The organism is Candidatus Chloroploca asiatica, assembly GCF_002532075.1.
GTDB lineage: Bacteria > Chloroflexota > Chloroflexia > Chloroflexales > Chloroflexaceae > Chloroploca > Chloroploca asiatica.
In genome coordinates this window covers 35,601-59,651 of record NZ_LYXE01000127.1, presented here as the reverse complement: position 1 = coordinate 59,651, position 24,051 = coordinate 35,601, and the positions used below count along the sequence as shown (strand labels likewise).

The 24,051-nt window shown below is 59.3% G+C and carries 23 protein-coding genes; 17 read left to right on the top strand and 6 right to left on the bottom strand.

Annotation, left to right across the window (positions count from 1 at the left end; genetic code table 11):
- Positions 1-49: 49 nt before the first annotated feature.
- Positions 50-2,482 (bottom strand): branched-chain amino acid ABC transporter substrate-binding protein, encoded by a 2,433-nt coding sequence (locus tag A9Q02_RS16770; protein ID WP_097654236.1) that lies wholly within the window; start codon positions 2,480-2,482, stop codon positions 50-52.
- A 392-nt stretch (positions 2,483-2,874) separates the two neighbouring features.
- Here A9Q02_RS16770 and A9Q02_RS16765 point away from each other — a divergent pair, with 392 nt between their 5' ends.
- Positions 2,875-3,177, top strand: a complete 303-nt coding sequence (locus A9Q02_RS16765) for a DUF952 domain-containing protein (RefSeq protein WP_216361544.1) — start codon at positions 2,875-2,877, stop codon at positions 3,175-3,177.
- A gap of 242 nt (positions 3,178-3,419) precedes the next feature.
- Here the strand turns inward: A9Q02_RS16765 and hisS are convergent, their stop codons facing one another.
- From hisS to A9Q02_RS16745, 4 genes are read right to left on the bottom strand one after another with little or no spacing between them, the layout of a single operon-like run.
- Entirely contained in the window at positions 3,420-4,721 is a 1,302-nt protein-coding gene (hisS, locus tag A9Q02_RS16760; RefSeq protein WP_097654235.1) for a histidine--tRNA ligase, read from the bottom strand.
- Positions 4,722-4,730: 9 nt separating this feature from the next.
- Positions 4,731-5,882, bottom strand: coding sequence for an E3 binding domain-containing protein (locus A9Q02_RS16755; protein WP_097654234.1), 1,152 nt, complete (start codon positions 5,880-5,882; stop codon positions 4,731-4,733).
- Between the two features lie 7 nt (positions 5,883-5,889).
- Entirely contained in the window at positions 5,890-8,436 is a 2,547-nt protein-coding gene (recG, locus tag A9Q02_RS16750; protein WP_097654233.1) for an ATP-dependent DNA helicase RecG, read from the bottom strand.
- A 21-nt stretch (positions 8,437-8,457) separates the two neighbouring features.
- Positions 8,458-9,312: a DegV family protein gene (locus A9Q02_RS16745; protein ID WP_097654232.1), complete on the bottom strand. Its 855-nt coding sequence runs from the start codon at positions 9,310-9,312 to the stop codon at positions 8,458-8,460.
- A gap of 224 nt (positions 9,313-9,536) precedes the next feature.
- Between A9Q02_RS16745 and rpmB the strand changes: the two genes are divergently transcribed.
- Entirely contained in the window at positions 9,537-9,722 is a 186-nt protein-coding gene (rpmB, locus tag A9Q02_RS16740; protein ID WP_097654231.1) for a 50S ribosomal protein L28, read from the top strand.
- Between the two features lie 118 nt (positions 9,723-9,840).
- Here the strand turns inward: rpmB and rdgB are convergent, their stop codons facing one another.
- The gene (rdgB, locus tag A9Q02_RS16735; protein ID WP_097654230.1) at positions 9,841-10,434 is read right to left on the bottom strand and encodes an RdgB/HAM1 family non-canonical purine NTP pyrophosphatase; all 594 of its coding nucleotides are present in this window, start codon (positions 10,432-10,434) and stop codon (positions 9,841-9,843) included.
- A 250-nt stretch (positions 10,435-10,684) separates the two neighbouring features.
- On the opposite strand from rdgB, the gene A9Q02_RS16730 reads away from it, so the two are divergent.
- From A9Q02_RS16730 to A9Q02_RS16660, 15 genes are all read left to right on the top strand, one after another.
- Complete coding sequence (locus tag A9Q02_RS16730; protein ID WP_097654229.1) at positions 10,685-11,665, top strand: decaprenyl-phosphate phosphoribosyltransferase; 981 nt, start codon at positions 10,685-10,687, stop codon at positions 11,663-11,665.
- A gap of 33 nt (positions 11,666-11,698) precedes the next feature.
- Positions 11,699-12,517: an isopentenyl phosphate kinase gene (locus A9Q02_RS16725; RefSeq protein WP_097654228.1), complete on the top strand. Its 819-nt coding sequence runs from the start codon at positions 11,699-11,701 to the stop codon at positions 12,515-12,517.
- Complete coding sequence (locus A9Q02_RS16720) at positions 12,504-13,460, top strand: stage II sporulation protein M (protein WP_097654227.1); 957 nt, start codon at positions 12,504-12,506, stop codon at positions 13,458-13,460. Before A9Q02_RS16725 ends, A9Q02_RS16720 begins: the two co-directional genes overlap by 14 nt.
- Positions 13,461-13,484: 24 nt before the next feature.
- Positions 13,485-14,507 carry a hemolysin family protein gene (locus A9Q02_RS16715; protein WP_097654226.1) on the top strand — a complete coding sequence of 341 codons (1,023 nt, stop codon included), beginning with the start codon at positions 13,485-13,487 and terminating at the stop codon, positions 14,505-14,507.
- A gap of 149 nt (positions 14,508-14,656) precedes the next feature.
- Positions 14,657-15,313: a helix-turn-helix transcriptional regulator gene (locus A9Q02_RS16710; RefSeq protein ID WP_097654225.1), complete on the top strand. Its 657-nt coding sequence runs from the start codon at positions 14,657-14,659 to the stop codon at positions 15,311-15,313.
- Between the two features lie 29 nt (positions 15,314-15,342).
- Entirely contained in the window at positions 15,343-16,122 is a 780-nt protein-coding gene (sufC, locus tag A9Q02_RS16705; protein ID WP_097654224.1) for a Fe-S cluster assembly ATPase SufC, read from the top strand.
- Position 16,123: 1 nt separating this feature from the next.
- Positions 16,124-17,332, top strand: a complete 1,209-nt coding sequence (sufD, locus tag A9Q02_RS16700; RefSeq protein ID WP_097654223.1) for a Fe-S cluster assembly protein SufD — start codon at positions 16,124-16,126, stop codon at positions 17,330-17,332.
- A 40-nt stretch (positions 17,333-17,372) separates the two neighbouring features.
- Positions 17,373-18,611: a cysteine desulfurase gene (locus A9Q02_RS16695; protein ID WP_097654222.1), complete on the top strand. Its 1,239-nt coding sequence runs from the start codon at positions 17,373-17,375 to the stop codon at positions 18,609-18,611.
- 14 nt (positions 18,612-18,625) lie between these two features.
- Complete coding sequence (gene sufU, locus A9Q02_RS16690; protein WP_097654221.1) at positions 18,626-19,027, top strand: Fe-S cluster assembly sulfur transfer protein SufU; 402 nt, start codon at positions 18,626-18,628, stop codon at positions 19,025-19,027.
- Between the two features lie 72 nt (positions 19,028-19,099).
- Positions 19,100-20,515, top strand: a complete 1,416-nt coding sequence (gene sufB, locus A9Q02_RS16685; protein ID WP_097654220.1) for a Fe-S cluster assembly protein SufB — start codon at positions 19,100-19,102, stop codon at positions 20,513-20,515.
- 115 nt (positions 20,516-20,630) lie between these two features.
- Positions 20,631-20,948: a non-heme iron oxygenase ferredoxin subunit gene (locus tag A9Q02_RS16680; RefSeq protein ID WP_097654219.1), complete on the top strand. Its 318-nt coding sequence runs from the start codon at positions 20,631-20,633 to the stop codon at positions 20,946-20,948.
- A gap of 96 nt (positions 20,949-21,044) precedes the next feature.
- Positions 21,045-21,896: a sulfurtransferase gene (locus A9Q02_RS16675; protein WP_097654218.1), complete on the top strand. Its 852-nt coding sequence runs from the start codon at positions 21,045-21,047 to the stop codon at positions 21,894-21,896.
- Between the two features lie 64 nt (positions 21,897-21,960).
- Positions 21,961-22,347 (top strand): iron-sulfur cluster assembly scaffold protein, encoded by a 387-nt coding sequence (locus A9Q02_RS16670; RefSeq protein WP_097654217.1) that lies wholly within the window; start codon positions 21,961-21,963, stop codon positions 22,345-22,347.
- A 33-nt stretch (positions 22,348-22,380) separates the two neighbouring features.
- A complete protein-coding gene (locus A9Q02_RS16665; RefSeq protein WP_097654216.1) occupies positions 22,381-23,313 on the top strand; it encodes a PLP-dependent cysteine synthase family protein in 933 nt (310 codons plus the stop codon).
- A complete protein-coding gene (locus A9Q02_RS16660; protein ID WP_097654215.1) occupies positions 23,314-23,787 on the top strand; it encodes a M67 family metallopeptidase in 474 nt (157 codons plus the stop codon). It abuts the gene before it with no gap.
- The last annotated feature ends 264 nt before the right edge of the window (positions 23,788-24,051 follow it).

The following is a 24,051-nucleotide window of genomic DNA, read 5'->3' as shown; positions in this document are numbered from 1 at the left end:
CGTGTGACCAGGACACGCCTGGTACACACGCTTGACCACAGCGTACAAGCTATTGCGGCGGCGCAATATCCAACCGGGTGATCAGGAGATTCTCGTTCCAGTCAACAATGTTGGCCTGGAGCACGAAGTAGGTCGCAACCTCGGGATCACCATTCTCATTGAACTTGTAGTCACCAGTAATGCCACCAAGGGTCGGCAAGCCACGGATCGCGTCAACCACCTGGGCACGCGTCGGGGCAGCAGCGGCATCAACGGCAGCCTGGAGAATACCGGCCACACAGAAGGCAGCCGAGTCATAGGCCTGCGCCGAGAAGGGGGTCGCAGCGGCATTGAACTGCGCCTGGTAGTCCGTCGCAAACTGGGCAGCATTGGGGAACTGGCTCACCGGTGCAGCCACCGAGGTGTAGTGCATCCCATCAACGGCATCACCCGCCAGCGTCGCCAACTCGGGGCTATCCATGCCGTCCGGGCCAAGGAACTGCGCCGCGATGCCACGGTCGCGAGCCTGGCGGAAGAGCGGGCCAGCCTGCGGATAGAGCCCACCGAAGTAGATCAGGTCAGGATTCGCGGCCTGGATCGGGGTCAGAATCGCTGAGAAATCACTCTGCTCCTCGGTCCCCTCGAAGCCCAGCACTTCCATGCCATTCTCTTCAGCCGCGAGGCGGAAGAACTCGGCCACACCCTGGCCATACGCGGTCGTATCGTGAATGATATAGACCGACTCAACCTCAAGCTCTTCGCGGGCAAACTGCTCACCCACGATACCCTGCACATCATCGCGACCAACGACGCGGAAGGCCACGCCATAGCCACCTTCGGTGATGTTCGGGTTGGTGTTGGCCGGCGACACCATCGCCAACGACGCATTCTGATAATCGGGCAGCGAGGCCAGCGCCACGCCCGAGTTGAGGTGACCAACGACACACATAATGTCGGGATCCGAGACGATGTTCTTGGCATTGGCCGAGCCAACCTCAGCACGAGCCTGATCATCAAACGGGGCCAACTCAAACGTCACACCAGCATCGGCCAGCAACTCATTCAACTGCTCGACGCTCAATTCGGCACCATTGCGGATACCGGTACCAAGCGCGGCCTGCGGGCCGCTAAGGGGGCTCTGCGACGCAAGCTTGATCGTGCCGAGGTTCAAATCGACAACTTCAGCCCCGAGCGCAGCAATCAAATCAACCAGCGGCTCAGCCTCGGTTGCCGCAGGAGGAGGCGTCGTCGTACTCTCAGATCCTGGAGGAGCAATTTCGAGGCGGGTAATCAACGCATTGGCATTCCAATCAGCAACATTGGCCTGAAGCACAAAGTAGGTTGCCGGGTTCGGGTCGCCATTCTCATTGAAGGTATAGTCGCCCGTAATGCCCTCGTAGCCGGCCAGACCCTTCAACTCTTCAAGCACCTGGGCACGGGTCGGCACGCCACCAGCGGCCTCGGCAGCAGCGGCAATACCAGTAATACAGATACCAGCGGCATCATAGGCCTGCGCCGAGAAGGGCGTTGCCGTCCCATTGAACTGCGCCTGGTAGTCCGTCGCAAACTGGGCAGCATTGGGGAACTGGCTCACCGGTGCGGCCACCGAGGTGTAATGCATCCCATCAACGGCATCACCCGCCAGCGTCGCCAACTCGGGGCTATCCATGCCGTCCGGGCCAAGGAACTGCGCCGCGATGCCACGGTCGCGAGCCTGGCGGAAGAGCGGGCCAGCCTGCGGATAGAGCCCACCGAAGTAGATCAGGTCAGGATTCGCGGCCTGGATCGGGGTCAGAATCGCTGAGAAATCACTCTGCTCCTCGGTCCCCTCGAAGCCCAGCACTTCCATGCCATTCTCTTCAGCCGCGAGGCGGAAGAACTCGGCCACACCCTGGCCATACGCGGTCGTATCGTGAATGATATAGACCGACTCAACCTCAAGCTCTTCGCGGGCAAACTGCTCACCCACGATACCCTGCACATCATCGCGACCAACGACGCGGAAGGCCACGCCATAGCCACCTTCGGTGATGTTCGGGTTGGTGTTGGCCGGCGACACCATCGCCAACGACGCATTCTGATAATCGGGCAGCGAGGCTAGCGCCACGCCCGAGTTGAGGTGACCAACGACACACATAATCTCGGGATCCGAGACGATGTTCTTGGCATTGGCCGAGCCAACCTCAGCACGAGCCTGGTCATCAAACGGGGCCAGTTCGACCGTAAAACCGAGATCGATCAACGGCTGAGCCAGTTGCTCAATCGCCAACTGGGCACCATTGCGAATACCCGTACCAAGCGCGGCCTGCGGGCCGCTAAGGGGACTCTGTGAAGCAATCTTGATCGTCGCACCAGCACTCGGTGGTGCCGGAGGCGTCGTGGGCTGCTCAGGCGCAGCGGTCGCACCTGGAGCCGCTGTCGGCTGGACTGCGGGAGCACCACCACAGGCCGCGATGAGCGCCCCGAGCAGTGCAATGAGAACCAAAAGACTTACACGCTTCATAAACGTAGGACTCCTTACACAATCTGTAAGCTACTGTATCGGAAACGACACGAACATCATAGTAACCCAGGGTTGCCAACCCACACCTGACTGACGCTCATCGAGATAACGGCACAGGCACAGACACCTCCTTTCGGTGTTGTTGGCCCTGACGTAGGGCAGGTTTGGATTCAGCGTTGACGTGTGAGAAACTATGTGCCACTGTGTGGTAGGGTACCACACATAGCCCTATTATACACTTTTTTGTTGGGTGACAGAACGGGAGTCTACCGGATTGTGGGCTGATTGTCAAGCTACGCTTGACAATCAGCCCGAGTCGTGCCAAGGTTTGGGGCTACCCTATAGGCACTGGTTTCTAGGGCGTCAGCCCTACCGTTTCAAGGAGTTTCTCTGTGACAACGATCCTTCACCTCGCCCATGCAATAGCCTGGGCCGAGGCACAACGCTTGGGGTTCTATGCACCTCCATCGCTGGATAGCGAGGGGTTTATCCATTTTTCCACTGAGGCACAGTTGCCCGGGGTGGTCGAGCGTTTTTACAAGCATCAGCCCAACATGGTGCTGCTTGTGGTGGAAGTTGATCGCCTTACGGCTGCATTGCGCTATGAGGAGTCGGAACCAGGCAAATTTTTCCCGCACCTCTATGGGCCGCTGAACCTTGATGCGGTGGTGGAAGTACGTCTGTTTGCGCCGTGACAGGTGGGCACGGGCAAGCCGTGCCCCGCACGCCGGGCACGGCGGCGCGGCAGGGGCACGGCGGCGCGGCAGGGGCACGGGCGGCACGGCACGGGCAAGCCGTGCCCCGCACGCCGGGCACGGCGGCGCGGCAGGGGCACGGCGGCGCGGTAGGGGCACGGCGGTGCCGTGACCCCCACGCCGGGCACGGGCGGCGCGGCAGGGGCACGGCGGCGCGGCAGGGGCACGGGCAAGCCGTGCCCCTACGGGGTCAATGCGGCGACAACGTCTGCGCGGGCGACGCTGCGCTGGCTGCCGTCGCGCAGGTCTTTGATCACAACTTCGCCGCGGTCGCGTTCGTCGGGGCCAAGCACGAGGGCATAGCGGGCGCTTTTACGGTCGGCCTCTTTGAATTGTTTGCCCAGACCCTGGGTTGGATCAAGGCTCAACAAGGTGTTGACCCCGCCGGCGCGCAATTCGCTGGCAAGTGCCATCGCTTCGCCAGCCAGGTCATGCCCAAAGATCGTGACAAAGGCCGTCGCGGTTGTGTTCAGCCTCGGCCCAAGCCCTAGCTCTTCCATGACGTCGTGCAGGCGATCAAGGCCAAAGGCAAGCCCGACCGTCGGAATCGCTCGTCCAGCAAACTGGCCGATCAGTTCGTCGTAGCGGCCACCGCCGAGCAGTGAGCCTTCTGGCCAGTGCGGGGTAATGGTCTCGAAGACGAGGCCGGTGTAGTACGAGAGCCCACGGGCGAGCCGTGGGGCTATACGGTAGCGCTCGGGGGGGACACCCATTGCCTCAAGTGCTGCGATGATTGCGTGCAGGTTGTCGAGGGCGGCCACGGCTCGCTCGTCACCAGCCAGGTGCTCGCGCAGGGTCGCCAACACGGTCGCAGGTGAACCTTCGGTCTGCACCAGGGCAAGGATCTGTTCGGTTGCGGTGGTGTTGACGCCCATCCGTACAAGTTCCTCGCCAACCCCGCTTGCGCCAAGTTTGTCGAATTTGTCAATGGCCCGGTAGACGCCACCCGCAGCTGCTTCATCGAGGCCACTGGCACGGGCGATGCCGCCAATCACCTGGCGGTGGTTGAGCAAGGTGACAAAGTCGGGAAAGCCGAGTTCGGCGAGCGCCTCGCTCAAGAGGGCAACAATCTCGGCGTCGGCCAGCGGCGAACTGCTCCCGACAATATCGGCATCAAACTGATAAAACTCGCGGTAGCGCCCACGGGCCGGACGTTCGCCACGGTAACTCGGCCCATAGGCGTACCGACGCCACGGGAAGGCGAGTTGGCCGGCGTACTGCGCGACCACCCGGGCCAGGGGCACTGTCTGGTCATACCGGAGCGCCAGACTCCGCCCGCCGTGATCTTCAAACCGGTAGATGAGCTTCTCGTCGTCGCCGAGTTTGCCTTCAAGCACTTCGGCATACTCGATCACCGGTGTTTGCAGTGGATCAAAACCGTGACGTTCGCAGACGCGTTGCACCACCGTCAGGATGTGCTGCCGGAGCAACATTGCCTGGGGCAAATGGTCGCGCATGCCTTTGATATTTTGTACTTTTGCCATGTCTCTACTTTATCGCGTTGACGGCGCTTCAAGGTGCATACAGAGGGTACGCAGAAAGGTGTTCGCCAGTTGCTCATCAATGATACGGGCATCGTAGCTGATGGTCAATACGCCAACAGGCCGAATCACCAGGCTGTCGTTGACGACAATCAGGCGGCGCACCGGAGGCGTGACACTCACTGCAGCCAGGCAATGCGGCAACGGCGGCATGCCTTGCCAAGCAGCAGCGCCTTCGGGCTGAAAAACGACGGCAAAGGTGGCCTCATCGAGCGCGGAAGCCGACTGGTGCGCGAGGGCTCTGATCAGGCCGCGCTGATTGAGATCGCCGGCATCATGCACGAGATGCCATTGGTAGTGCGCGGTGCCTGGCAGGCCAATGGCAAGGTGCACGCGCCGCCGCAAGACAAGGTTGCCATCTTTACCAGGCGCACCGTTGAGCAACGGATAGGCCGGAAGCAACGCGGCAAGCGCTTCGATAACCAGCGGAGCGATGGCTGGACGAACTTCCAGGCGCACCAGATGCGCAGGCAAAGCGGCACTTTGTGCGAGTGTGGCCGTTGCGTCAAACTCCATTGTCAGGGTGGCAACCGGACGCAGGTCGGGTTCAAGATCGGTGAAGGTCGGGGTGAGTGCTGGTTGCGGTGCCGCATCAGCGCAACTAGGCTCTCGCTCATTATCGGTGAGGGGAAGATGCGTACCATCCTGAGGCTGCCATTGCCCATCCTCCCCGGTCTCTCCAGGAGCATGCGCGGCAACGACCGTCGCGGGCGGGGAGAGCAGGGCACGCAGATCAGCGGCCCGGATCTGGCCGTGCGGGCCACTGCCAGTGACATGATCCAGCGCGATGCCGTGCGCCAGCGCGATGCGGCGAGCCAGCGGCGTCGCTTTGCAGCGCGCAGGGGTAGCAGGCAAGGCCGACGCAGGCTCGGTCTCGGCCAGCGCCTCGATGCGAGCCAGGAGCGCACCGGGCGCCACGCGCATCCCAGTGGGCACAGGATCGCACAGGCGCCCGGTCGTAGCGGCAGGAATGAGCACCTCGACCGACGACGTAACCACAATCACGAGGGGCGTGCCCAGGGTCACATGGGCATCAGGGTCAACGAGCCACCGTGTGACCACCGCCGCACCTCCTGGCAACGCTGGCAGGGAAAGAGTATGCATGAAATGTTCATCCCGCCTTCGCGGCCTCGGCCCAGAAGGCGTCTACTTTCTGTTTCAAAAGGGCATGTTCAGGCTTGCTCAAACGGACATCATCGTTCAGGATCAACTCAGCTTCATTGCGAGCGGCATAGAGCAGACGGGTATCAGCCAGGCGAGCGACCTTCAGATCGGGGGTTCCGCTCTGGCGCGTGCCAAAAAACTCACCGGGGCCACGAAGTTGCAGATCAACTTCCGAGAGCTTGAAGCCATCGTTGGTCTGTTCCATCGCTTCGAGGCGCTGGCGCGTGATCGCATTATCATCTTTGTCACTGATCAGGATGCAATAGCTCTTGTGTGCACCCCGTCCGACGCGGCCACGAAACTGGTGCAACTGGGCCAGACCAAAGCGTTCAGCCCCTTCGATCAGAATTGTCGAGGCATTGGGAATATCAATGCCAACCTCGATCACTGCCGTTGCGACCATGATATCGTAGGCGTGGTCACGAAACGCCAGCATCACCTCGTCCTTCTCGCGTGGCAACATCCGCCCGTGCAGCAGGGTCACACGCAGATCGGGGAAGACCGAGCCTTGCAAGGTTTCGTACATCTCTTCCGCCGACGGCAGATCGACCTTCTCACTCTCTTCGACGAGGGGACAGATCACAAAAGCCTGGCGGCCCTGCTCGATTTCACGGCGGAGATGGCGATACGCTTTCGAGCGTTCTGCTTTGCGCACCCAGCGCGTACGGATCGGCTCACGGCCCGGGGGCAACTCATCAAGGATCGACGTATCGAGATCGCCATAGATGGTCATTGTGAGGGTACGCGGAATCGGCGTCGCGGTCATCACAAGCAAATGGGGATTAAAGCCCTTATCACGCAGACGTTGACGTTGCTCGACGCCAAAGCGATGCTGCTCATCAACGACCACCAGACCAAGCGACTGAAACCGCACTCCTTCGGTAATGAGCGCGTGCGTCCCGATAACCAGATCAATCTCACCATTGGCAACACCCTCGAGCACCCGTCGGCGCGCCCTGATGCCGAGGCTCCCGGTCAAGAGCGCGACCCGAACACCCTGACCGGCCATATCTTCCTCATCGGTCATCCCGAGCAGCGCCTTGATCTCGGCGAGTTTTGCGGCCTCTTCAGGCTCAAGGCGATCCTTCCACGTCTCACCTTCCGCCTCTTGGCGCGCGGCCCGGGGCACGGCAAGCTTGCCAAGCAACCGCTTGAGCCCCTTGTAGTGCTGTTCAGCCAGGATTTCGGTGGGGGCCATCAACGCCCCCTGAAAGCCATTGCCAATCGCCTGCACGAGGGCCGCCGCCGCGACCACCGTCTTGCCCGAACCAACATCACCCTGGAGCAGACGGGCCATCGGGAGGGGCCGGGCCATATCGCGGAAGATCTCATCAAGGACGCGCTGCTGGGCATTGGTCAAACGAAAGCCAACATGATCGAGCAACTGCTGGTGGAGATCGGGGAGGAACGCCAACTGATAGCCAAGTTCGCCCTGCCAGAGCAACTTGCGTTGCAGCACCCCGAGTTGAATAAAGAGGAACTCATCGAACCCGAGGCGGGTACGCGCCTGTTGCAACTGCTCGGGCGTATCGGGATAATGGATCTGCGCCAACGCCTCACCGAGGGGCAACAGATTGCAGCGCTGCCGACTCATTTCGGGCAGATGATCGACGATGCGAGACGACATCGCATCAACAACAAATTTAATCGTCTTACGCGCATTGCGCTCATGCAGCCCCTTGCTGAGCGGATGGACTGGCACGAGACGCCCAGTATGGAGCATCGTCCCATCAGGCACATACGGCTCCCAGGTCGGCCCCGTCATCTGGCGCAACCCCTGATAAGACGACACCTTGCCACTGAGCACAATCTGGCGTCCGACGGTCAACTGTTTCGGCAACCAGGGCTGATTAAAAAAGACCGCCCGGATCGACCCACTCGTATCACTAAACGTCACCTCAACGCGCGAGCGCGGCCCACCGCCGACGAGCCGGACATCGCTTACTTCAGCAATAAGCGTACCAACCGCACCGACTTCGAGATCGGCAATGCCGTGCTGCGACGAAAAATCATCGTAGCGATGGGGCACATGGTAGAGCAGATCCTCAACGGTCTTGAGGCCAAGGCGACGAAACGCAGTGACGTCACGGCGCTCGATCCCCGGCACCAGATCGAGGGAATCAGCGAGCGCGAGATCGGCGGCAGTGCGAACAGGAGCAGGAGGTTGAGGAGGCGAAGCGGGCGGACGCGTACGCTTCTTTTTGGCTGGTGGCGCGGGGGGAGGAGGCGCAGTCTCGTGACGAAAGAGCCCGCGCAGATCCTCGACCGCGCGGGTCACGCGGGCACGGCGCTCGAGAACCGACTGAGCCCCATAATCAGCGAGCAGAGCAAAGGTCGCCTGAACGGCAGGGAGATCGAGCGCACCATCAGCCTGAGCCTGCCACTGCGCAAGGAAGTGGTCGAGGCCGAGCTCGGCAGCGGTATCATCGCACCCCCGGCGCAACTCAGCGGCGAGGAGACGGCCGAGGCTAATAATATGGTCGCGATCCTGCATAACCCCCAACGTAGCGACGCCCTAACCCTCTTCAAAACCCTCAAAGACCGTCACCCCCATCGCACCGGGGCCGAGATGTGCGGCAACGGCGGGGCCAAAGCGCGCCACCTGCACGCGTTCACGAGGAAAAATAGGATCGAGCTTTTCCAGCAACTTCTCAACATCTTCGGGGGTTGTCGCATAGAGCACGATCACATCCTGGACACGGGGAAAATCCTCAACAAACGTAAAGAGGCCCTCGATCGCCTTCGCGCGCGTACGAGTACGCTCGTAGGGTACAATCTCGCCCTCATCGAGGATCATCAGCGGCTTGATGCGCTGCATCGAGCCAAGCACCGACCCAGCGAGCGTCAGGCGACCAGTGACCTCAAGGTACTCCATCGTATCGACAAAAAAGACCACATGCGTATGGCGGATCGTCGCGTGGATCAAACGGCTGACCTCCTCGGGATGGGCTCCATCCGCAGCGGCGCTGGCGGCACTGATCGCCACCGAACCGAGGCCGAGCGACGCCGACTTGCTATCAACCAGTTGCAAGCGCGTCGTACTGGCAGGGAGGCGCTGCTTGGCGGCGACCGCCTCACCAAGCACCGAACCAAGGCGGGTACCCAGATGGATCGAAAAAACATAATCCACCGTCCCGATCATGCTCCGATAGACCTGCTCGAAGACCGAAGAGGAAGGAGTTGCCATCCGCACCCGGTGATGACCACTCACAATAAGATCATAGAGTTGATCATCACTCAGGTCGACACCAACCCGATACACCTTCTCGTCAACATGAGCGAGAATTGGCACGACCTCAATACCCAATTCATGGGCTATATCAGGAGGAATATCCGCCGATCCATCGGTGACAATTTTAATCTTGGTCATGAAAAGAACCTACCCATCTGCCCTACAACCTCATCGCAAAGCGCACCCAAAAGCATTGGTTTGCCAAAGATCCATCAGTATGGTATAGTCTCGCAGAGATGTGCATCTATTGAACAAGGTGTGCGGATATCTGTTTGTGCGCGGATACGCAACATGCTAACCGTCGCTCGTAAGAAAAAACCAGTATCCTGAAATCCTTGTAAACAAAAGCCTGGAGTTACCCAATGGCAAAGTGTCAAATCTGCGGAAAAAAGCCATCCTTCGGTCACAATGTCAGCTTCTCGAAACGTCGTACAAACCGGATGTGGCGGCCCAACATTCAGAAGACAACCATCACCAACAACGACGGTTCGTCGGTACAGGTCAAGGCGTGTACGCAGTGTATTCGTACGATGTCTAAAGTTCGTTAAGCACCGGCCACAGCGTTGCCTATTATAGCCGAACGCCAGAGCCGATGCAATAGGAATTTTCCACCGAATCACCGCGAAGCCCCAGGGCTTCGCGGTGATTGTTTTCAGCGCCTTGCTCCTATGGAGTGAACCAGTGAGCGAGGATCGCACGGGCGGCGTGGGCAGCGCGGGCACGATGGCTGATGGCATTCTTCCGTTCGGGGGGCAATTCAGCCATCGTCTTATCTTCATCAATCAGATAGAAGAGCGGATCATAGCCAAAGCCCCCGGTGCCTTTTGGCTCACACTCGATCACTCCTGGCAGCACCCCTTCCACCAGTTCGGTTGGATGCGAGGGATGGGCCAGAGCAATCACGCAGACAAACCGAGCGAGGCGAGCATGCCAGGGTACATCGCGCAACTGATCCAGCAAGTAGCGCAACTGGGCCTCGCCGGTGACGCCGCCATAGCGCGCCGAATAGACGCCTGGGGCCCCATCGAGCACCGCCACTTCGAGGCCACTATCATCGGCAAGCGTCGGTAAACCGCTCAGGTCACGATACTGTTCAGCTTTGAGGGTCGCATTGGCGGCAAACGTAGCCCCCGTCTCAGCCACTTCATCAACAATACCAAGCTCATCCAGCGTCCGCAACTGCAGATCGAGCCCGGCAAAGATCGCCGCAAACTCACGTAGCTTACCGGGATTACGCGTTGCGATCAAGAGTTCTTGCATACGTTTGTTTCTAGGCTAGGCCCGCCTTGGGGCGGCTTCGCTGCTCTGCGAGATGTTTTGGTTCGTTTTGGCGGCTTCGCCGCCAAAACGAACCAAAAACTGGGGTTTGGGGCGCAACCCCAACACCTTTGCACAAGCCCTGTCCCCATGCTGAAGGTGATTGACGCATAGCGTAGATATGCAGTACAATCCCCTGTGCATAGTATATACAATCTTGAGGCATGATACCACAGTAGCACTGTTACGCTGTATGAATAATGTTTCGACCGATCGTGCGACGACCACGCTCACAACGGGAACCGTTAACCCCTTGCGCGAACTATTGCGAGCGATGCGTCCACGGCAGTGGGTAAAAAACGCTTTTGTCTTTGCGGCCCTGGCCTTTTCTGAGGATCGCCTCTGGCAATTCTGGGGTGACGCGGGACCTGGACCGCTCTTGCGGGTGATCGGGGCGTTCATCGCCTTTTCGATGGCCGCCAGTGCCATTTATCTGGTCAATGATCTCGTTGATATCGAGAAGGATCGCGCTCACCCTAAAAAACGCGAGCGTCCCTTTGCGTCAGGGCGTCTCGATCCGCGCATCGGCATCGCTGCGGCAGTTGTGCTGATGCTTGCCATCATTCCGCTCGCCATCGTGCTTGATCGTGATCCCCTACCCGCCCCGCTCGATCTCGACTTCCTTGCGGTGCTCGTGCTTTATATTGTCATTCAGGGCTTCCTCTATACCTACTGGCTCAAAAATGTGGTTATCTTTGATATCCTCGTGCTTGCGGCTGGTTTTGTTTTGCGCGCCGTAGCTGGTGCCGCCGTCCTGGATATCCAGATTACCCCGTGGCTGCTGCTCTGCATGCTCTTGCTGGCGCTCTTCCTCGGCATTGGCAAACGGCGCCACGAATTGACGCTGCTTGAGCAAGGCGCGGGTGAGCATCGCCGGATTCTGCAGGAATATTCGGTGCCAATGCTCGACCAGATGATGTCAATTGTGACGGCAAGCATCATTATGGCCTACAGCATTACCGCTTTTCTGGCCCCGGTGGCCCCTCAGGAACCGTACCCGATGTTGATGATGACGATTCCGTTTGTGATCTACGCGATCTTCCGGTATCTCTATCTGATCTATCAACGCGGTGAAGGTGGCGCTCCCGAAGATCTGTTGCTACGTGATCGTCCGTTGGCGAGCAGTGTGGTGCTGTGGGGGATCACAGTGCTTGGGGTGTTATTCTTTTTTTAGCGGGCTTGCGCCCGTGTAGCCATCAGGTACGGTGTGTATACCTTTATCAAACTTGGTGGTTCCGTCATTACTGATAAGCGCGGCGAGGAGGCGGCCGATCTGCCGGTGATCCGGCAACTGGCGGCTGAACTAGCGGTGGCCCGCCAACTCAGGCCCGAGGTGCGCGTGCTTCTGGGGCATGGAAGTGGCTCATTTGGGCATGTCGCGGCGACCCGCTACGGGGTGCATCGCGGTCGCGCTGCCGGGGTCGAGCCATGCGGGTTGGCGATGACCGCCAGTGCCGCGCTGCGCCTCAATCGCATTGTGGTTGAAGCCCTGCTCGACGCTGGTCTGCCCGCGATGGCGTTCCAGCCCTCGGCCACGCTCTGGGCCGAGGGCGGCCAGATTGCATCGTGGGCGACAGACCATATCGAGCACGCCCTGCAAGAGGGCTTGCTGCCTGTGATCCACGGTGATGTCGCTTTTGATCATCAGCAAGGAACCGCCATCATCTCAACCGAGTTGCTGCTAGCCCATCTGGCGCTGAGCAGCAACGTCGCCCCCAACCGGATCATTCTCGTAGGCGAAGATGCGGTCTATACGGCTGACCCGCACCGTGATCCGGAAGCGACCCGCATCCCGGTGATCAGTGCCGACAACCTCGCAACGGTACTGCATGGAGCCTCTGGGTCGCACGGGGTCGATGTGACCGGCGGCATGCGGAGCAAGCTCGAACTGATGTGGCGGCTCGTGACAGCCTGCCCCGGGCTTGAAGTCCACTTGATTGGCCCGACCCCGGGCAATCTGACGGCAGCGGTGAGTGGAAGCCCTCTGGAGAGCGGAACAATCATCAGAGCCTATGCGCCACGATGAGTTTATTGCGCAGCGTCGGGCCAACTGGGAGCGCCTCGAGCACCTGATTGAACAGGCCGGGGCTGGCCTGGCTGGGCTATCGGCGAGCGAACTACGTGAACTCGGGCGGCTTTATCGGCAGGCTGCCGCCGACCTGGCGACAGCCCGCCGCGATCTGCCTGGGCACGCCATTGTAGGCTTTCTCAATGGCCTAGTCGCCCGTGGGCATAGCGCCATCTATCGCGAGAGTGGGGCTGGTGGCACAACGCGGATCCGCACCTTTTTCCGCACCGATCTCCCGCAGACGTTTCGCGCCACATGGAGAGCCACGCTGATCGCCTGTCTGATGTTCCTGGTACCAGCGCTGATCGGCTTTGGCCTAACCATGAATGATCCGGCGCTGGCCGGGATACTGATGCCTGGAGCTGAATTTGTGGTAGGCGAGGTGCAGGCCGGCAACGAATGGTGGCTGCGCATCAACGAAGAAGGACGCTCGCTCGCCTCGGCGGAAATCATGACCAATAACATTGGCGTCGCCTTTCGCGCCTTTGCGGGAGGCGTAACGCTGGGCCTCTATACGGGCTATATTCTGATCATGAATGGGCTCTTTCTCGGCATTATCGCCGGAGCCGCCCAGCGCTTTGCTTTTGCCGGCAATCTCTGGGGGTTCATTGCCGCGCATGGGGTGGTGGAACTGAGTGTCATCTTTATCGCGGGGGGGGCCGGATTGCAACTCGGCTGGGCGATCCTACGCCCTGGCCTGTTGACCCGCCGGGGGGCGCTGGTGGTCGCCGCACGCCGCGCCCTGATCTTGATCCTCGGCTGTATTCCCCTCTTGATCATTGCGGGCATGATCGAAGCGTTTATCTCACCCTCAGCTCTACCGGTAGCGATCAAATATGCCGTCGCGATCGGCTCGGGCATCGGGCTCTACACCTACCTGCTTGGCGTGGGGCGTACCTAAACAAAGCATTCGGAGCACCACCGTATGGAGCAACTCTTTCTCATCATTGCCCTGGTTCTCATCAGCTCGGCCCTCTGTTCGGGGGTCGAGGCGGCCTTCTTTTCGACCAACCTGGTGCGCGTACGCCAACTCGCCGAAGGTGGGGGCATTTCGGCAAAGACCCTACTCAAGATCCGTGAAAATATGGGGCGGCCCATCAGCACGATTGTGGTTTTGAATAACATTGCCAATATTGGTGGCAGCATTATCGTTGGTGATCTGGCCACAACGGTCTTTGGCAGCCAATGGATTGGAGCCTTTTCCGCCGGGTTGACCCTGGCGGTGATTATTTTTGCCGAGATTATCCCCAAAAATCTTGGGGAGCGCTATTCTGAGCCAATTGCACTGGTGGCGGCACGCCCGGTGGCAACGCTGACGATGTTGCTCACGCCACTTGTCTGGATGATCGAGCGCCTGGTTGCGCCGATTGTGGGCACCTGGAAGGCACCGACCACCACCGAAGCCGAGATCCGGCTCCTGGCGCGGATCGGGCAACAGGAGGGCATCATTGAGCGCGATGAGTCTGAGATGATCGAGCGTGTCTTCCGGCTCAACGATACCATTGCCGAAGATATTATGACCCCGCGGGTCAGCCTTTCGTACCTCTATGCCGACGAGAGTCTGGCCGAAGCGCGTGAGCGCGTGCTCGCCTCAGAGCACACACGCATGCTGGTCATTGGCGACTCGATTGACGAAGTACGGGGCATTGCGTTGCGTCAAGAGATCCTAGCGGCCCTGCTCGAAGGGCGGGGCGACGAACTCGTGACCACGATTATGCGGCCAGCGAATCTGATTCCGGCGAGCGTCCGCGCCGACCGCCTGCTCGAAGTCTTTCGCCAGACGCGCCAGCACCTCGCGGTGGTCATTGACGAATACGGCGGGGTGGCCGGCGTAATCACGCTTGAAGATGTGCTCGAAGTGATCACCGGGGAAATTGTGGATGAAACCGATCGCGTTGCCGACCTCCAAGCCGAAGCACGCCTCAAAAATCGCCGCCGTTTTGAATAAAAAAGGTATTTTCCGTTTTTATTGACAAAAAGAAGTGAGGTCGGTACAATGCTTCTATACATTCAACACACATACTCAGCGAGTTCATCATGCGCCCCAGGTGGGGCCATAGCGAAGGCAATGGCCTTTGCAAGAGGCGAACAAGAGCAATGCCCGTCATCGGTTATGCCACAACCAGCGCCTCGGGCCAGATCCTGCAACACTTGCAGCGTCAGGGCGAGGCAACCGTGAAAGAACTGGCGACGGTGCTTGGGGTCAGCACCACTGCTGCACGTGAACATCTCGTTCACCTACAGGCCGAGGGGCTCGTGACGGTACGCGCCGAGCGATATGGACCAGGGCGACCGCGCCTAATCTACATGCTCAGCGACGAAGCCCATAGCCGGTCTCCCAAGCAGTACGATCGCCTGATCAATGGCCTGTTACGTGAATTGATTGCGCTCGAAGGGCCTGATAAAGTCGGTGAACTGCTTGAACGGGTGAGCCGACGTCTGGCCAACGAGTATGCCGACCGCATGGCAGGCAGCGATGTGCCTGAACGTCTTGGTGAGTTGCGCCGCCTGCTTGAACAGCGCGGTGTCCCGGCTGAAGTAGCCGAGAGTGGCGACAGCATTCGCCTCTTTGCGTGTCCGTTTTATGACATTGCCCAAGATCATCCTGAAGTCTGCTCGATGGAGCGGCAGATGATCGAGTTTGTCCTTGGCGAGAAATTACAGCTTGAGAGCACCATCCGGGAAGGGTCGCACACCTGTCGTTTTGTGGTGCAAAGCGGAGTAATTCCGCTTGTACCAGTTCAGTCTGAGTAAGGGTTTTGATTTTTTGTAATGAGGAGCACATGAGCAACGATCTGGTCATCAAGGATCTCTGCGCAAACATTGGCGACAACGAGATTCTCAAAGGCGTCAATCTGACCATACGCGGCGGCACCATTCACGCCATTATGGGTCCGAATGGCAGTGGCAAGAGCACGCTCGCGCATGTTATTGCCGGGCATCCTGACTACGAAGTAACCGCTGGTGAGATCTGGTATGGCGGGCAGAATATTCTTGAACTGGAAGCCGATGAGCGGAGCAAGCTGGGTCTCTTCCTAGCTTTCCAGTACCCGGTGGCCGTTCCTGGGGTGACCGTCGCGAACTTCCTGCGCGCCGCGATCAATGCGCATCGGGCCGAGGAGGGCAAAGATCCCAAAGCGACCGCTATTCCGATGGCGGAATTCCGTAAGATGCTGCGTGAGGGAATGAAGACCCTCGAGATGGACGAAGGCTTTGCCCGCCGCTACCTCAACGAAGGTTTCAGCGGTGGTGAGAAGAAGCGCCTCGAAATCCTGCAGATGACCATGCTCAAGCCAGGGATGGTGGTGATGGACGAGACCGACTCGGGGCTCGATATTGATGCGCTGCGCATCGTCGCTGAGGGCGTCAATCGCCTCGCCGGGCCAGAGCTAGGTGCCCTCGTGATCACGCACTATCAGCGCCTGCTCAACTATATCAAACCCAACTTTGTCTCGGTGATGATGGACGGACGCATCGTGCGTGATGGCGGCCCCGAACTGGCCCTGGAGCTGGAAGAGAAGGGCTACGACTGGCTCCGCGAGGAACTAGCTGGAGCAGCGTAAGATGAAGCAAAGCATTACACTGAAAGACCTGACCGCCGACCTGATTGTCGAGCAGGCGCACGCTGCGCACGAGCCAGGTTGGCTTGCCGAGCGCCGTCACGAGGCGTGGACCTTCTTTGCCCAGTCAGGGCCACCCGAGTGGCGCCGGACTGACCTGAGCGGGTTGGCACCTGATGCCCTGACCCTCAGCGGCACCGTTGGCACCGAATTGATCTGGGATGCGTCGCTAGCCGAGCAGGGCGTCGTCTTCAAATCACTGCGGCAGGCACTCAATAGCCACGAAGAACTGATCAAAGCGCATATGGATAGTGCGGTTGCGCCACTTGACCACAAATTCAGCGCCTTGCGCGCCGCCCTCTGGTCTGATGGCGTCTTGCTCTATGTGCCAAAAAATGTCGCTGCCGATACGCCGATCCATGTGCGGTACACACTGCCTGCCGACCACCACATGATCATGCCGCGCACCCTGGTGATCCTGGAAGCCAACGCTAGCGCAACGGTGATCGAAGAGTTTATCTCGGCGGATCGCAGCGAACAGGCGCTGGCCGCGCCGACTACCGAACTGATCGCTGGCCCCAATAGCACCCTGCGCTTTATCAGTGTGCAACAATGGGGCGATGGGGTCTATCATATCGGTGGACAAAAGGCTGTGCTTGGCAATAACGCATCGCTTGAGTGGACCTCGCTGGCGCTCGGGGCAAAAGTGCAGCATATCGAAGCCGAGACGACGCTCAAGGGCAATGGCTCACGCGTCAACTGGCTCGGGGCCACCTTTGCCAATGGCTCCCAGATACTGCTCACCGCCCCCTGGCTGCGTCACGTCGGCCACAACGCCGAGAGCTTTATGCAGTTCAAAACGGTGGTCAACGATACGGCCTACAGTATCTTTGATGGAATGATCAAGATCGAGCACGAATCAGCGGCCACCAGCACGCGCCTCGAAGAGCATGCGCTGCACCTCAAACCGGGGGCCCGCAACGACTCGATCCCGGGGCTCAAGATTGACACCAACAGTGTGCTCAAGGGCGGTCATGCCTCGACCAGCGGCGATGTTGATGAAGAGCAGATCTTCTACATGCAGACCCGCGGGCTCAGCAAAAATGAAGCACGCCGTATGATCGTCATGGGCTTCTTTAGTCCGGCCCTCGATACGATCCCGGTTGAAGCGCTGCGACACCAACTCGAAGCGGTGATTGAAGCGAAGATCTAGGCACTGGGGCCAAAGCCTACCAGTTGCGAAGCGAGTGGTTATGTCAACGTTAACCCAATTCGATGTCCTGGCGATTCGGCGTGAGTTCCCGATCCTCCAGCAAGAGGTGCATGGTCATCGGCTGGCCTTTCTCGACAGTGCGGCCTCGTCGCAGAAACCGCGGCAGGTGATTGATTGCCTGGAAGATTACTATCGCCGCTACAACGCCAATGTGCATCGGGGGGTTTACAAATTCAGCGAAGAGGCCACCTTTGCCTACGAGCGTGCACGGGGCAAGGTGGCACGCTTCATCGGGGCTGCCAGTCAGCGCGAAATCATCTTTACCCGCAATACGACCGAAGCGATCAATCTGGTGGCCCAAACCTGGGGCGCAACCAATCTGCGTCCCGGCGATCGCATCCTGCTCTCGCTGATGGAACATCACTCGAATATCGTGCCCTGGCAGATGATCGCGCAGCGTACCGGAGCCATCCTCGATTACCTCAGCATTGATGGCGAAGGGCGGCTCGTCCTCGAAGAGCTTGACCAGAAATTAACGGAACAGACCAAATTAGTTGCGCTGACACACCAGTCCAACATGCTTGGAACGATCAACCCAGTGCGGATGATCGCCGAACGGGCGCACGCGGTTGGGGCAGTGATGCTAGTAGACGGTGCCCAGAGTGTGCCGCATATGCCCGTCAATGTCACCGAACTCGGTTGCGATTTTCTCGCCTTCAGCGGGCATAAAATGTGTGCCCCCACCGGCATCGGGGTGCTCTGGGGGCGGCGCAAGTTGCTTGAGGCCATGCCACCGTTCCTCGGGGGCGGCTCGATGATCAAGGTGGTCGAGCTTGAACAGAGTACGTATGCCGATGTGCCGGCACGTTTTGAAGCGGGAACGCCCGCAATTGGCGAGGCGATCGCGCTGGGCGAAGCGATTGATTACCTCAGCGCTATCGGGATGGAGGCGATCTATCAGCACGAGGTCGAATTGATGGCCTACGCGCTCGAGCGACTGGGCAATGTGCCAGGGTTGACCCTCTATGGCCCGTTGACGACTGAGCAACGTGGAGGTGCCTTTAGCTTTACACTCGCGGGTGTGCATCCCCACGATGTCGCCGCTATTCTCGATGGACAGGGCATTGCCGTGCGGGCAGGCCACCATTGCACGCAGCCACTGCATCGCCACTTTGATGTGCCAGCAACCACTCGCGCGAGCTTCTATATTTATAATCTGCCCGAAGAAGTGGATCGGCTGGCGGTCGGCCTCGAAAAAGCGAGCAAGCTCTTTCAATAAGAACAGGCCAGAATATGGACGATCTCTATCAACAACAGATCCTTGAACATGCGAAATATCCGCATAATTTTGGACGCCTCGAAGACCCGGATATTTCGCATGAAGAACATAATCCACTCTGTGGTGATCGGGTACGGATTGAATTATTGATCGAGCATGACATCATTACTGATGTACGTTTTGAGGGGCGCGGATGTGCGATCAGCCAGGCTTCGGCCTCGCTCTTGACCGATGAGCTCAAGGGGATGTCGGTCGAGGATGCCAAGGTCTTTCGCAAAGAGGAACTGCTCGATCTGATCGGCATTCCGCTCACCCGCAATCCGACGCGGCTCAAGTGTGCGCTGCTCTCACTCAAAGCACTGAAAGCCGGGCTCTATGGCATCGATCATCTCAATGAGGACGACGACGATCTGTAAACAGACATTCGAGCGGATACGTGCAGTTTGCGTGGTACGCTAGCAACAAGACATATTTCAGGAGGATAGACAATGGTCGCAGAAGCAACCAATCTCCAGTTTGATTACACCAAGTACGGTTTTCGGAACGAAGAGAACTATCTGTTCAAGGCGCCCAAGGGGCTGAACGAGCGGGTCGTCCGGGAACTTTCGGGGATGAAGGATGAGCCCGAGTGGATGCTAAAGCGACGCCTGCGTGCGCTCGATATTTTCAATAAGAAGCCGGTGCCCCTGGCAGGCATGTGGGCGAACCACGAGCTTGCCGACCTCAACCACGACGAGATTCACTATTTCGTGCGTGCCGGTGAACGCCCACAGACCGATTGGGACGCGGTGCCGCAGGAGATCAAGGACACCTTCGAGAAACTGGGCATTCCCGAGGCCGAGCGCAAGTTCCTCGCGGGTGTTGGTGCGCAGTACGAGTCTGAGGTGGTCTACCACTCGCTGCGCGAAGAGTGGTCGAAGCTCGGTGTGATCTTTCTTGATACCGATACGGCGTTGAAGGAGCATCCGGAATTCTTCAAGGAATATTTCGGCACGATCATTCCTTCGGCTGACAACAAATACGCCGCCCTCAACACCGCGGTCTGGTCGGGTGGCTCGTTTGTCTACGTGCCCAAGGGCGTCAAGGTTGACATTCCGCTGCAGGCCTACTTCCGCATCAATGCTGAGAATATGGGCCAGTTCGAGCGCACGCTGATCATTGTGGATGAAGGAGCCGAAGCGCACTATATCGAGGGTTGTACCGCGCCAATCTATTCGACCAACTCGCTCCATTCGGCTGTCGTTGAAATCGTCGTCAAAAAGGGCGGAAAATTCCGCTACACCACGATCCAAAACTGGGCGAACAACATCTTCAATCTGGTGACCAAGCGTGCCGTTGCCCACGAAGAGGCGAGCATGGAGTGGGTGGACGGCAATATCGGCAGCAAGTTGACAATGAAGTACCCGTCGGTCTACCTGATGGGCCGCAAAGCAAAGGGCGAAGTGTTGAGCGTCGCCTACGCCGGCAAGGGCCAGCATCAGGATGCCGGAGCCAAGATGGTTCACCTGGCCCCCGAGACGACGAGCCGCATCACCAACAAATCGGTCAGCAAGGATGGCGGCAAAACGACCTACCGCGGTCTCGCCAAAGTTGCCCGTGGGGCCTACGGCTCGAAGATCAATGTCAACTGTGACGCCCTGATCCTTGATGAGCGGTCAGCCTCCGATACGATCCCCTTCATCGAGATCGAAGAGGATCGCTGCACCCTCGCCCACGAAGCGACCGTCGGACGCATCGGTGCCGAGCAACTCTTCTACCTGATGAGCCGTGGTTTGCCCGAGGCCGATGCGCTCTCGATGATTGTGCTTGGTTTTATGGAGCCGTTCACCCGCGAGCTGCCGATGGAGTATGCAGTCGAGTTGAACCGCCTGATCCAGATGGAGATGGAGGGATCGGTAGGCTAAGGATGCGGGCTAGCGCCCGCATCCTTAGCCTGCTGGTGAAGGCTAGCGGGCTCACGCCCGCAGCGTTCGCCTCTGGCTGGGGAAATGACGTCCTTGTTGAAGAAGAAGAGAGTTGATGAGCGCAATTCAGATTGGAATGCTGGCGGAGGTGCCCGAAGAGGGGGGCAAGGCCTTTACGGTTGAGGGCCATGCGATTGCGGTCTTTCGCGTTGAGGGCGAACTCTTTGCGATTGATGATACCTGCACCCACGATGATGCCTCGTTGAGCGCGGGCGAGCTTGATCCCGACATGCTCTGTGTCGAGTGCCCGCATCACGGGGCGCTCTTTAGCCTCCGTACCGGCGAGGCGCGCACGTTACCGGCCTACAAGCCGGTCAAGACCTATCGCGTCTATGCTGAGGGTGACGCCTTATTTGTTGAGTATTCTACGTAAGAACTTGACTTTACACCAGACCAGCGGTATACTGCAAAAGAGGGAGGGCGTTGCCTTCCCTCTTTCAAATATGAAGAGTTTGGCGAGGAGTTTCCAATGAATGCATATGCCCATCCCGAAGTGCTAGTTGACACCACCTGGGTGGCTGACCATCTCAACGATCCCGGGGTGCGCCTGGTCGAGAGCAATGAAGATGTGTTGCTCTACGAGACAGGGCACATCCCCGGTGCGGTCAAACTTGATTGGGTTGGCGACTTGAATGATCCCGTGGTGCGCGACTATCTTGATGCACCGCGTTTTGCTGAGTTGATGGCGAGCAAAGGGATCAGCAACGATACAACCGTGGTTCTCTATGGGGATCGCCACAACTGGTGGGCGACCTATGCCTTCTGGGTCTTCAAGCTCTTTGGCCACAAGGATGTTCGCTTGCTCAACGGCGGGCGAGCGCGTTGGATCGCCGACGGGCGCGAGCTGACCCGCGTCGTGCCGAGCTATCCGCAGGGCACTTACCACGCCCCCGAGCGCGATGATACGACGATCCGCGCCTTCCGCGACGAAGTGCGTGCGCAGATCAAGCATGCCGCAGGCACCGCGCTGGTGGATGTCCGTAGCCCGCAGGAGTTCAGCGGCGAACGCACGCATATGCCTGAATATCCGCAGGAGGGCACGCTCCGCGGGGGGCATATCCCGACTGCGGTCAACATCCCATGGGCGCAGGCCGTGAATGAGGATAGTACCTTCAAGAGTACCGACGAACTGCGGGCGCTCTATGCAAGCCAGGGCGTGACCGACGACAAAGAGGTGACAACCTACTGTCGCATTGGCGAACGCTCGAGCCACACCTGGTTTGTGCTCACCTATCTGCTCGGTTTCCCGCAGGTACGCAACTATGACGGCAGTTGGACCGAATGGGGCAACGCGGTTGGCCTTCCCATCGAACGGGGGTAGCGTACGATGTTGCCGCTGCTACCAGCCGCGACATAGGTTGAAACGATGACCAAGCGAGACACCAATGGATCGCCAGGCTATTATTGAGCGGCTGCTTGAGCACTATGACCATCCCCGTCACCACGGGCCACTGGCCGAGGCGGATGTTACCTTATCGGGGGGCATTCCTGATTGCGGCGATATGATTACCATCTACCTCAAGGTTGAGGCCAGTGGGGAGCATGTCGCAGCGCTCAGCTTCGAGGGTCAGGGCTGCACAATCAGTCAGGCCGCGGCCTCGCTACTCAGCGAACAATTCCAGGGCCAGCCGCTAACGCTCATTGAAGCCATGGACGACAACGAAGTGCTCGATCTGCTGGGGCGCGAGGTTGTACGTGCCCGACCGCGCTGCGCAACGCTGGCCCTGAACACGATGAAAGCTGCGGTGCAAGCGTATCGGCGTCGGCATTGACGCAAAGGCGCTGAGAGGCGAAGGTTTAAAGGTATGCGCACAACGCCACTGGATCTGATTGGCAACACACCACTCTTGCGTTTGACCCGCCTGACAACCGGGCTTGCCCCGGGGGTCGAGGTCTACGGCAAGGCCGAGTGGTACAACCTCGGGGGGTCGGTCAAAGACCGGCCTGCCTTATGGATGGTGCGCGACGGTGAGCGGCGGGGTGCGTTGCGCCCGGGGATGCGCATTGCCGACGCCACCAGTGGCAACACCGGCATTGCCTATGCGACGCTTGGGGCTGCGCTGGGCTATGGCGTCACGCTGGCGCTGCCGGCCAACGCGAGCCCTGAGCGCATTCGTACGCTGCGCGCCCTCGGGGCTGAACTGATCCTGACCGAAGCGAGCGAAGGCATGGATCTGGCGATCACGACGATCCGCGAATTGGTTGCCGGGCAACCCGAGCGCTTCTTTTATCCTGATCAATACAGTAACCCGGCCAATCCACAGGCCCACTACGAGACAACCGCGCCCGAAATTTGGGCACAGACGAATGGCCGGATCACCCATTTTGTCGCGGCGCTGGGCACCAGTGGCACCTTTATGGGCACCAGTCGTCGCCTGCGCGAGCTCAACCCGCAGCTTCAGGCGCTTGCAGTGCAGCCCGACAGCCCCTATCATGCACTCGAAGGGGTCAAGCATATGGCCTCGACCCGCCTGGTGCCGGACATTTACAACCCCGCAGCGCCTGATGCGGTGATCGAAGTGCGCAGCGAAGAAGCGTTCGCAATGGCACGCCGCCTGGCGCGCCGCGAAGGGTTGCTGGTAGGCATCTCGGCGGCGGCAAATGTGGCCGCCGCCTTGCGGGTAGCGCGTGAACTGGAGCGTGGCGTGGTCGTCACCATTCTCTGCGATAGCGCCAACCGCTATCTCAGCGAACGTTTCTGGGAAGATAGCGATCTGATAGAAGGGGCGGGCATCTAAATGATCCGTGTAGCCTCTGAGGCGGCGAACACCATTGCCCGCCACGCCGAAGCAACGTACCCTGATGAGTGTGTCGGCCTGCTGCTCGGCCACTTCGACGGTGAAGATAAAGTCGTCAGCGAAGCCTTTCCGGTAGAAAACCGCTGGGCAGGCCAGATGAGCCTGGCGGAGACCGATGATCCAACCTCACGACGGGATCGGTTCTACCTTGATCCCCGCGATTACATGCGCGCCGACCGCGCCGCGCAGGCACGGGGGCTCGACATCGTTGGGTGTTACCATTCGCATCCCGATCATCCACCGACACCCTCGGAACGCGATCGCATCGGGGCTCAGGCCATCGCCGGCCCAGGCTTTGCCTTTGCGATCCAAGCCGTTGAGGCTGGACAGGCAACCAGCCTTGCGTCGTGGTGTCTACTTGATGGCGGCGAAGCCTTTGTCGAGGAGACTCTGGTCCTTGAAGATGGGCGGTAGAGATTTTTGGGGCACTGTTTACGCTTACTAGTCTGGAACGTACATTTTCTGGTATTCTGGAGTGCCGGCTTATGGTTTTGCAGTAAATGATCCGCTATCCGCCCGATGCCGTAGGGCTAAAGCCCTCGGCTAGGGGAAGCGAAGCCCGCCTGCGCGGGCTATACCGGATTAATTTCTGGAAGACCATTAGCCGGCTGAAGCCGGCACTCCCTTTGGCAGCATGTCAGCAAGCTTACGTTAGACACGACTGAGGTTTAGGCTGGC